This window comes from Mucilaginibacter sp., from assembly GCF_028288105.1.
GTDB lineage: Bacteria > Bacteroidota > Bacteroidia > Sphingobacteriales > Sphingobacteriaceae > Mucilaginibacter.
Window position 1 is genome coordinate 1 of record NZ_JAQBOI010000082.1, and the last position, 9,929, is coordinate 9,929.

The 9,929-nt window shown below is 41.2% G+C and carries 10 protein-coding genes; 4 read left to right on the forward strand and 6 right to left on the reverse strand.

What is annotated here, in order from left to right; translation table 11 throughout:
- Positions 1-79: 79 nt before the first annotated feature.
- On the forward strand, positions 80-697 hold the full coding sequence (locus tag JWQ85_RS05570; RefSeq protein ID WP_299465195.1) for an FMN-binding negative transcriptional regulator: 618 nt from the start codon (positions 80-82) through the stop codon (positions 695-697).
- On the opposite strand, the gene JWQ85_RS05575 is transcribed toward JWQ85_RS05570, so the two are convergent.
- From JWQ85_RS05575 to JWQ85_RS05590, 4 genes are all read right to left on the reverse strand, one after another.
- Positions 694-1,944 (reverse strand): sodium:proton antiporter, encoded by a 1,251-nt coding sequence (locus JWQ85_RS05575; protein WP_299465197.1) that lies wholly within the window; start codon positions 1,942-1,944, stop codon positions 694-696. The two genes, JWQ85_RS05570 and JWQ85_RS05575, sit on opposite strands and share 4 nt — an antisense overlap.
- A 34-nt stretch (positions 1,945-1,978) precedes the next feature.
- Positions 1,979-3,277, reverse strand: coding sequence for an NAD(P)/FAD-dependent oxidoreductase (locus JWQ85_RS05580; RefSeq protein ID WP_299465199.1), 1,299 nt, complete (start codon positions 3,275-3,277; stop codon positions 1,979-1,981).
- A gap of 218 nt (positions 3,278-3,495) precedes the next feature.
- On the reverse strand, positions 3,496-5,253 hold the full coding sequence (locus JWQ85_RS05585; RefSeq protein ID WP_299465201.1) for a M56 family metallopeptidase: 1,758 nt from the start codon (positions 5,251-5,253) through the stop codon (positions 3,496-3,498).
- Entirely contained in the window at positions 5,250-5,618 is a 369-nt protein-coding gene (locus JWQ85_RS05590) for a BlaI/MecI/CopY family transcriptional regulator (RefSeq protein WP_299465203.1), read from the reverse strand. Before JWQ85_RS05590 ends, JWQ85_RS05585 begins: the two co-directional genes overlap by 4 nt.
- Before the next feature lie 280 nt (positions 5,619-5,898).
- Between JWQ85_RS05590 and argB the strand changes: the two genes are divergently transcribed.
- Both argB and proC read left to right on the forward strand, forming a co-directional pair.
- On the forward strand, positions 5,899-6,690 hold the full coding sequence (argB, locus tag JWQ85_RS05595; protein WP_299465205.1) for an acetylglutamate kinase: 792 nt from the start codon (positions 5,899-5,901) through the stop codon (positions 6,688-6,690).
- Positions 6,691-6,692: 2 nt separating this feature from the next.
- The gene (gene proC / locus JWQ85_RS05600; protein ID WP_299465207.1) at positions 6,693-7,508 is read left to right on the forward strand and encodes a pyrroline-5-carboxylate reductase; all 816 of its coding nucleotides are present in this window, start codon (positions 6,693-6,695) and stop codon (positions 7,506-7,508) included.
- A 100-nt stretch (positions 7,509-7,608) separates the two neighbouring features.
- Here the strand turns inward: proC and JWQ85_RS05605 are convergent, their stop codons facing one another.
- Positions 7,609-8,790: an aminotransferase class I/II-fold pyridoxal phosphate-dependent enzyme gene (locus JWQ85_RS05605; protein WP_299465210.1), complete on the reverse strand. Its 1,182-nt coding sequence runs from the start codon at positions 8,788-8,790 to the stop codon at positions 7,609-7,611.
- Between the two features lie 95 nt (positions 8,791-8,885).
- Between JWQ85_RS05605 and JWQ85_RS05610 the strand changes: the two genes are divergently transcribed.
- Positions 8,886-9,659, forward strand: coding sequence for a GDSL-type esterase/lipase family protein (locus tag JWQ85_RS05610; protein ID WP_299465213.1), 774 nt, complete (start codon positions 8,886-8,888; stop codon positions 9,657-9,659).
- 8 nt (positions 9,660-9,667) lie between these two features.
- Here the strand turns inward: JWQ85_RS05610 and JWQ85_RS05615 are convergent, their stop codons facing one another.
- On the reverse strand, positions 9,668-9,868 hold the full coding sequence (locus JWQ85_RS05615) for a hypothetical protein (protein WP_299465216.1): 201 nt from the start codon (positions 9,866-9,868) through the stop codon (positions 9,668-9,670).
- Positions 9,869-9,929: the final 61 nt, after the last annotated feature.

Here is a 9,929-nt window from a genome sequence, read left to right on the forward strand (position 1 = left end):
ATTATAGGGATCGAGTATTCATTATACGAAACACTATTTCCACATCACGTTAGCTATTATAATTCTTTATTTAAATAACGTGTACACACCAAAACATTTTCAGTTATCTGACCATCAGGAAGCTATCAGCTTTATGCAGAAGTATAGCTTTGCCACGATAGTTACGATATTGAATGGTGTACCAGAAGCAACCCACCTACCCTTTTTAATTGAGCAGCGCGGCGAAGAGTTGGTTTTGATATCACATTTTGCCAAAGCAAATCCGCAATCAGCAGCAGTTTTCAATGAAACATCTTTGGTGATCTTTACCGAGCCACACGCCTATATCTCCCCATCCAATTACGAGAAAGAACAAAACGTACCCACCTGGAATTATCTTTCCGTACATGCCTATGGTAAAGCCACTTTAATAGAGGATAAAGCAGAGGTAGCTGAATTACTTGAAAAAATGATCGGTTTTTATGAAGCCGATTACAGGAATCAATGGGATAACCTGCCCGACGATTATAAGTTTAAAATGATGAATGGCATAACCGCTTTCGAGATAGTGGTGACAGATCTGCAGGCCAAAAAGAAACTGAGCCAAAACCGCACAAAGATTGAGCGCGAGAACATCATTGCATCACTCCGTAATTCGACAGATAAAAATGAGCAGGAAATAGCCGCTTATATGTCATCGCTTAAAAAGGAAGCTTAATCTTTAGGGTTATTTTTATAAGCAGCATTTATCACCCTGTTTAAGGTTAGGCCTTGTATAATGATAGAGAATATCACGATAAAATAAGTCCCCGATAAAATAAAATGCCGGTATGGCGACGCAGGTAAGGCCAGTGCCAGTGCTATAGATATCCCACCACGCAAGCCTGCCCAGGTTAATATATTGATGCTGCTATAATTAATATTTAATGACCGCCTCAGGAATGTAAGTGGCAGCATAATACTTAACCATCTTGCCCCTAACAAAACCAGTATTCCTATAGCACCGGTAAACCAATAATTTTGTATAAAAGGTAAATTGACCATTTGCAGGCCTATCATCACAAAAAGCATGGTGTTCAACAGCTCGTCTATTAGTGTCCAAAATTTTTCGAGTGCCTGGTGTGAGTGGTCTTTATTGTCGACATTAATAGAACGCCCTCCGGCAAGTAAACCTGCCGTTACTACCGCCAACGGGATAGATAAATGTAACAGTGTCGCTACTACCGAGTTCAGCATTACTAATGACAGCGATACCAATACAATGGTTTGGAAATGATCTATAGATTTCATTAATTTGAAAGCCATATACCCGGTTATTGCCCCCATCGCTATTCCGCCAAACACTTCCTGCACAAATAAAATAGCTGCTTTTGCAAAATCTATATTGTCAGTTCCAGATTGTGTTATCTCTAATAACGTAATAAATAATACCAGCCCTATACCATCATTAAACAACGATTCGCCCGAGATAATAGTTTCGAGGTTATTGGGCAGCTTAGAACCCGTAATAATGGCCGCAACAGCTACAGGATCTGTAGGTGATACCAGGGCGCCAAACAGCAGGCAGTAGATGTAGGGGATCTTAATATCAATTAGCCCGGTTACCCAGTAAAGCAGCGTACCAAATATTGCTGTAGATACAATAACCCCTAACGTGCTTAATATAAACACAGGCCGCATCTCTCTTTTCAGCTTACGCACATCCAAATTAAACGCGCTTGCAAAAAGCAGGAAACCCAGCATAATATTCAACACCGTGGTAGAAAAATTTATGTTTTTGGCTAACACCGTAAGGTGATCTGCAATGCTTGGATTAAGCCGATCAACAATTATGGTAATTACAGACCCAATAATGGCCAGCGTCATAATACCGATAGTACCGGGCAGCTTTAGCCATCGCGCATTTATGTAAGAATAAATTGCACTAAGTATTACAAGAAGCGCGATAATTAAAAACAGGGGCATTTATGTATTGAGTGGGGTTAAGTATGTAATATATTCATCGTGCTACAGGATCAGTCATCATTGTATCTGTTTTAAAATAATGTATGATCAGCCTGTTATCGCTATTGCGGGTAAGATAATTTATGGCCCAGTTAAAAAACACTATAGCCTTATTACTAAACCCCGCTAACGACATCAGGTGAACGAACATCCACAACAACCATGCAAAAAATCCCTGGAAGCGTAGTTTGTGCAGATCGGCCACCGCTTTATTGCGGCCAATGGTTGCCATTGTACCCAGATCTGTATATTTAAATGGGGTGGTTGGTTTACCATTTATAAGGTTGACAATGTTTTTAGCCAGGCATTTGCCCTGCTGTAATGCCACCTGCGCCACACCCGGGAAACCTAAAGGGTTAGCCTCGGTAACAACAGCCGATACATCGCCAATGGCAAATACATTCCGGAATCCATTAACACGGTTTATTTCGTCGGTTTGTAAACGGCCACCTTTCATAACAGCCTCTTCCGGCATACCATCGGGTACCTCGCCCCTAACGCCTGCTGCCCAAAACACATTGCGCGTATTAATACTGGTGCCATCATCTATCTTTAGTATTGTGCCATTATAACTTTCTACGTGTACGCTGTTAAAAATGGTAATACCCATATCGGTTAAAAACTTTTTAGCTTTTATAGATGCCTGCGGCGACATGGCGGCCAACAGTTCTGCTTTGCCCTCCACCAAAAACACTTTCATATCCGAGTTGCAAAGGCCCGGGTAATCTTTACATAAAATAAATTCCCGCAGCTCAGATATTGCCCCGGCCAGCTCCACACCTGTCGGCCCGCCGCCAACAATAACAAAGGTGAGCAACGCATCGCGTTCGGCTACATCGGTGGTAACCAAAGCTTTTTCCAGGTTCTGCAATAAAAGGCTGCGTATGTTTAAAGCTTCGGCAATGTTTTTCATGGGCATTGTGCAATGCTCCAGTTCTTTGTTGCCAAAGTAATTGGTGTTTGCACCGGTGGCAATAACCAGGTAATCGTATTGTATATCGCCTATGTTGGCGGTAATCGTGTTGGTATCGGTGTTTATTTTTTGTACTTCGGCTAAATGGAAGGTGAAATTCTTTTGCCTGCTAAATATGCGCCTTATGGGAAAGCCTATCGAGTCGCCTTCGATAGCGCCGGTAGCCACCTGGTAAAGCAAAGGCTGAAAAGTGTGATAGTTATGCTTATCGAGCAATAAAACCTCTATAGGTGCATTTTTTAGTTTTTTAGCCAGTTGTACGCCGCCAAAACCACCGCCAATTATTACAACACGTGGTATAGCGTTTTTTCGTTTATCCATATATAATTAAAAGCTGCAATATAAAATAATATACAACCGCTGCTGTATCCTTAATAACAGGATAAAGTAAATATGTGTTTTAATGATGGGTATTTTTTGGATAGATCTGTGGGGCAATAGCCTTTTTTGAATAAAACAGCAAAACATAATTGCGGGTTACGGCAATTATGTTTTACAGGTGATTTAAGTTTAGGGAAGGTTTATATAGTGGTTATGATTTACCTGTTTTGAGTAGGATCTGCTGCAGTTGCGGCCTTTTTAGTTTTAAAGCTAAACGGTACTGCATAATTACCTTCCGGTATTTTTTCAGGCTTCAAACCGTTATTGTCAAATACTAACGACGCGGTTTTTTCGGGCGAAAGCTTCTTAATTTCATACTCGTTATAAAAAATACCATCAATAAAAGTTCCTGCTTTCTCATCTGTGCCAAGGTTTGCAGACCCGGCCTCCCTTGATAGTTTAAAGGTTATTTTATCAAAGTTTTTCCCATCCTTATTCTGAAAATGTGTACGGGTGTAAAAATCTGATGTAACATCTGCCTTGTCCATCGCGATAGCTATTTTAGCGTTTACAGCCGCTGTCTTTTTTGTAGCAGGTGGATTTAGTAAACTACTGACCGGTGTAATTTGCGAAGCATTTGCTGGTTGAAATATCACCTTGTTGTCTTTCGTTATTAAGGCAGGTTCAACTATTACAGGGATGCTTTTTAGCCACATTTCGCCAATTGATTTCAATTGTATTTCATCGCCGGCCTTAAATAAACCTTTCAATGTTTTTTTATTATTGTAATTATAGGTTACTACGAATTCATCAGCCCCTTGCGTTAATTTATAACCAGTCAAATGCATTGGGCCATACATGGTATCGATAGTTCCAACAACTTTGTAAGAAAGTGTTTGCATATGAACTCTTCGGGCCAAAGCATTTTTGTATTTATGATCGGCCGATTTTGTGTAAGCTTTAAAATCAGCTATTGATTTTTCATACGCCAGCTTTTGGGCCGGGGTTCGTTTAATTTTTTGGCGATATGTTTTTACGGTATCAATTATTGTTGTATCTACTGTCGATTTATTGGCAAACCGGTGTTCTTTTTGGTTATTGGGTTTCAAATTGGCAAATGCCAGGCAGCTTATGGCCACAACCGGCAGCACAAGCATGTAAATAATCTTTTTCATATTGGATGTGGGTTTGTTAAATAACATGGCTATGCGGCTTTTAAGCGGCACTTTACTAAAGCTGTGCATCAGGTAACTTTGACCCGATACCGATAGTTTAAAAAGAAGGGTTGCATACATACTCTTATCTGTATTGCCCGTGGCTATATGGTCAACCTCAAACTCGTGGTTCTCCTCTATCGATCGTATGTAGAAATAAGCGAACGGATTAAACCAAAGCACAATTAGTATCACTCTGGCCAAAAGCCTGTCGGCCGAGTGCATGAGCTTTACGTGCAGCATTTCGTGAGCTATGATCTGTTTGATCTCGCTTGGCTCCAACTCATCATCGTTAATAAATATCACGTTCAAAAACGAGCTATTGCCAAGCTTTTTGCTGCCTTTTAAAACCCTTACGTTACCTATCTGCATTAACTCTTTATTCCTCATTTTGCGGGCGAAAATCAGCAGTGTAAACAGTAAATGGATCACCGAGATAATAGCTATAACCACATAAACTGTTTTCACAGAGGCTATCCAATCAAATTGCTGTTTAAGTTTCTGTGGCTGATTAATCAGCTCTACAGGCTCTTCTATAACCTGTATGCGGTTCAGATACATAACAGGCTGCATTATTGCCACAGGCTGTGTGATGCTTACAGGGAGGCTTATTGCCGGGATAATAAAGTTCAGCAGTAATGTACCCAGCAAATACCAGCGGTTAAGCGTAAAAAATGTTAACCTGCGTAGCAGCACAAAATAAAATAAATAGAAAATACCGGTACATGCCGAAACCTGCAGCAGATAAATGATGGCTTTCATTTTTTTGAGTTTTGGTCAATTATTTCTTTTATCTTTTTGATATCATCTGCACCCAGTTTTTGCTCTTTCACCATAAAGGATAAAAGGCTCTCAACCGAATTATCAAAATAACCGGTAAACATTTTTTTGAAGAATGCCTTACGATACTCCGCCTTACTTATGGCCGGGAAATATTCGTAAGTTTTACCGTAGGCTTTATAATCAACATACCCCTTCTTCTCCAGCAACCGCACTACCGATGATATGGTATTGTATGGCGGCTTTGGCTCATCGGGCATGGCTTCAATAATATCTTTCACAAAAGCTTTTTTCAGGTCCCATAGTACCTGCATTACCCGCTCTTCTGTTTTTGTTAACTCTTCCATGTATCAAACGTATAACTTATTTTTCAGTTATACAACTATATTTTACGTTATATAACTTATTTATCAGTTATTATTAATAAATGGCTTATTATCAGTTTGTTATTTTTAACCACAGAGGTCGTAAAGGAAACTATCCAAGAGAACATAGAGGTTTTTATTTGACATCCTTAGTGCCCTCTGTGAAAAATCTCTGTGTTCTCTGTGGTTAAAATTTGCCTGCTATGCCACCACCCTACCAAATTTTAACTATAATTGCCATCGAACTTATATATAATACAAAATGCAAGCCCTGCACATTATAAAAATAGGCGGAAACGTAATTGATAACTCAGAGAACCTGCACCGTTTTTTGAAAGATTTTACCGCGCTTGATGGTTACAAGATACTGGTACATGGTGGTGGTAAAGTTGCCACGCAGATCTCGGAGACCATGGGCATAGAAGCTAAATTGGTTGACGGCAGGCGCATAACCGATATTGACACACTGCGTATTGTCACCATGGTTTATGCGGGGTTGATCAATAAAAACATAGTGGCCCAATTACAGCGTTATGGTAATAATGCCATAGGCCTAACCGGTGCCGACGGCGATTTTATCCGTGCCAAAAAACGCCCGGTAAAAACTATTGATTACGGTTTTGCCGGCGACTTGTTCGAGGGATCTATCAATCCGCAAAACATTAGCAAATTGCTTGATGGCGGCTTCACCCCTGTTTTTTGTGCCTTAACGCATGATGGCGAGGGCCAGTTATTAAACACCAATGCCGATACCATTGCTTCGGCACTGGCGGTGGCGTTATCAAAGTTGTATGAAACTACACTTATCTATTGCTTCGAAAAGAAAGGTGTATTGCAGGACATAAATGACGAAGACTCTCTGATAAGAGAGATTAACCCCGAACGTTACGAGAAATTAAAGACCGAGCAGATCATTCATAGTGGTATGCTGCCCAAAATGGATAATGCTTTCACCGCCATATCATGCGGTGTAAAGGCCGTTATCATAGGACATTCTGACGATTTGGGCCAGATAAAAAACAAACAAGGTTTTGGTACACGTTTAAGTAAATAACAATGGAAACACAACAACATATAGCCATTTTAGGCAGCGGTAATATTGGCCTTGCATTGGCTAAAGGATTAGTAAAAGCAGGGATATTTACCCCACAGCAAATTACGCTTACCCGCCGCAATATAGCAGCCTTAGCTGCTTTGGCAGATGAAGGGTACAACGTAACCAGTAACAATGCCGAAGCAGTTACCAAAGCGGATATTGTGGTATTAGCCATCCTTCCGCAGCAATTAAACAAATTACTGGACGAGATAAAACCTGCCGCTAATCAAACAAAACATCTGCTTATTTCTGTAGTATCAGGTGTTAGCTGTCAGGATATCCGCAACCAGCTGGGTTTAGATGTGCAGGTAATACGTGCCATGCCCAACACTGCAATAGCCATTGGCCAAAGCATGACTTGTATTGCTACCGATAATGCCTCTGCAGCTAACGTGAGCCTGGTACTATCGTTGTTTGATACAGTTGGTGTAAGCATTCAGATAAACGAGGAGCTTATGACATCGGCAACGGCGCTTTGCGCTTGTGGTATTGCGTTCTTTTTACGCTCTATAAGAGCTGCATCGCAAGGTGGTACCGAAATAGGTTTCCACGCACATGACGCCCTTAAAATGGCTGCCCAAACTGCCAAAGGTGCCGCGGACTTGTTATTACAATTGGCATCGCACCCAGAGCAGGAAATTGATAAGGTTACATCGCCAAAAGGCTGTACCATAGCCGGCCTTAACGAGATGGAACACAACGGCTTTAGTTCGGCTATGATAAAGGGTATAAAAGTATCTGCAGAAAAAGCCGGCGCGCTTTATAAAAGCGAGTAATCTTATATCAAAAATGTCGTCCTGAGCGAGAGTGAAGGATCTATTCGTAAACATTTCTGTCGGCGCATAGATACTTCCCCCTTGTTCGGCATGACAAAGTTTAAATCTTCGCCATTTTCAAAGCATCAGCAAAGGCGCTTATGATCCGCTGGTTATCCTGCTTCAATAAGGTTTCGTTAACACGGATCTGGGTTGTGCCCTTTTGTGCCCTCAACATTACCTGATACTTATCTGCCAGTGTTTTACTAAACAGCCTGGTATCAACACCTGTAAGTTCCATATTGAAAATATTAGAACCATTTGGTATAGGATTGATCTTCACTCCCGGTAACTTGTTCAATCCCGCGAAAAGCTCTTTTGATTTATCCGCCGACCTTTTCAAGCGATCTTCCAATCCGTTTAAGTTGTGCAACGCCATAGCCGCGTTACCCCAGCTGCTGAAGGTTGTGCCGCCATGTATTTTGATCAGGTGTTCCATGTGGCCTATGGTTTCTTTATCGCCGCATAAAACAGCACCGCCGGCCGCACCCAGGTACTTATAAAGTGATATGTAAACAGTATCAAAGTAAGAGGAGTATTCTCTTAGCGATACCCCATTAAACGCCATTGCCAGGAATATACGCGCACCATCCAAATGCAGCTTATACCCCTTCTCGCGGCACCACGCCGATATCTTCTTGATTTCGTCAAGTGGTACAAACTTACCATCGCACCTGCGTACCGGGTTTTCAATAGCAATAGTGCCTATGCCGCTTTTAAATACTTCGCCCTGGTTGTGATAATTAATTGCTTGCTGCAATTGCTCCAGCGTAAAATGAGCCTCGCCCTGCGCTACGGGTATTAAACGTTTATTAAAAACAGATTGTGCCGAATCGCCCTCATCACGGTAAATATGGCTGGTTTCCTGCACAAATATTTTGGTGTTTTCGCCACTGAGTACAGATATAGCTAATTGATTAGCCATGGTGCCCGATGGCATATAGATGCTGGCGGGCTTACCTGTCATATCAGCAAATTGTTCGCATAGTTGGGCAACTGCCCCACCACCGCCGTAAAAGTCCATTTTTATGGGTTGGGCAGCATTTATTTCCTGTAGCTTGTTAATGTACTCGGTGGGTTGGTAAAATGGCCCGTCATCATTAAAGCTAACGGTTTCATTTGCGGCAGGCTGTAGTTTTTGGTTTTCCTTCGCGAAGGCTTTAGTGGCAATGCCTGGCAAAAGAGTAGGCAAAACCGTTAAACCGGATAGCTTCAAAAAGTTCCTTCTTTTTAAGTCGTTCATTGTGCAGGTAGTTTGGTTTAATATGCTTGATCTAATATAAGGCTTTTGGTGGTAAATGATTATTATTGCGTTAACCATTATACAACAAGCCAGTTATGAAACTAAGACGCGCGCAATACATAAAAGTTACTTTACTGTTAAGCATTATTTTGTTAAGCGCTTTTCAGTTAAATATATCCAAAAAAGTAAATATTGTATTTATGGGTGATAGCATTACCGCCGGCTCCGATAACAAGACCGAAATGCAGCCATCTGTTTATGCGATTGCCTATTTAAAGGACCAAATGAAGATTGATGCTACCCAAAGTAACCAGGGAGTAAGCGGGCATACCACACTTGATTTTTTACCCGGCGAAAATGATTTTAAAAACACTATACAAGCTGCAGACGTTTTTTATACCGATAAAGACGCGCAACTGATGTTTTCGATAATGTTGGGCACTAATGACAGCGCTGTGCAGGGCACCCATGGTGCACCTGTTTCGCCAGAGCAGTATCGTGCCAACTTAAATACCATTATTACTGAACTGCTGAAGCGTTATCCAAACAGTAAAGTGATTATTAACCGCCCTTTATGGTATAGCCCTAATACTCAAAATAACTCTATTTATTTAGCAGAGGGCTTGGCAAGGCTGCAAACTTATTTCCCACAGATTGACTTGCTGGTGAAAAATTATAGCACAATAAACCCCGGCCACGTGTTTTTAGGAGATACACAGGGTTTTGATTACTTTAAGAAAAATTATACAGATGCTGCATTGCATGAACAAGGACGGCAAGGTATTTTTTACCTGCATCCTAACCAGAAAGGCGCTGCCCGTTTAGGAGAACTTTGGGGCAAGGCCATCTACAAGGTGTTGTATAAGTAACGGGCGGGTTAATCCTCTTCGTTAGCTTTTTTCTCGGGTGGGGTTGATACGATCTCGCCAAACTCATTTACGTAAGCCATCATATTATCAAGGTCGCTGCCGTTGGGGTTATCTTTGCGCTCTTGTTTACGTTGTGCTTTGTCCTCTTTCTTTTTCTGGCGGTTCTTTTCCAGTTGTTTTTTCATGAATGTTGCTTGCGATTTAGCCATATTTTTATTGGGGTTTGTGAATAAATAGTTTTTTAGAACAAAAAAGCACCTGCCAATTCAA

Excerpts from the sequence above, each read along its gene's own strand:
- JWQ85_RS05575 (WP_299465197.1), bottom strand. The coding sequence starts at position 1,944 with ATGCCCCTGTTTTTAATTATCGCGCTTCTTGTAATACTTAGTGCAATT.
- JWQ85_RS05580 (WP_299465199.1), bottom strand. The coding sequence starts at position 3,277 with ATGGATAAACGAAAAAACGCTATACCACGTGTTGTAATAATTGGCGGT.
- JWQ85_RS05585 (WP_299465201.1), bottom strand. The coding sequence starts at position 5,253 with ATGAAAGCCATCATTTATCTGCTGCAGGTTTCGGCATGTACCGGTATT.
- JWQ85_RS05590 (WP_299465203.1), bottom strand. The coding sequence starts at position 5,618 with ATGGAAGAGTTAACAAAAACAGAAGAGCGGGTAATGCAGGTACTATGG.
- argB (WP_299465205.1), top strand. The coding sequence starts at position 5,899 with ATGCAAGCCCTGCACATTATAAAAATAGGCGGAAACGTAATTGATAAC.
- proC (WP_299465207.1), top strand. The coding sequence starts at position 6,693 with ATGGAAACACAACAACATATAGCCATTTTAGGCAGCGGTAATATTGGC.
- JWQ85_RS05605 (WP_299465210.1), bottom strand. The coding sequence starts at position 8,790 with ATGAACGACTTAAAAAGAAGGAACTTTTTGAAGCTATCCGGTTTAACG.
- JWQ85_RS05610 (WP_299465213.1), top strand. The coding sequence starts at position 8,886 with ATGAAACTAAGACGCGCGCAATACATAAAAGTTACTTTACTGTTAAGC.
- JWQ85_RS05615 (WP_299465216.1), bottom strand. The coding sequence starts at position 9,868 with ATGGCTAAATCGCAAGCAACATTCATGAAAAAACAACTGGAAAAGAAC.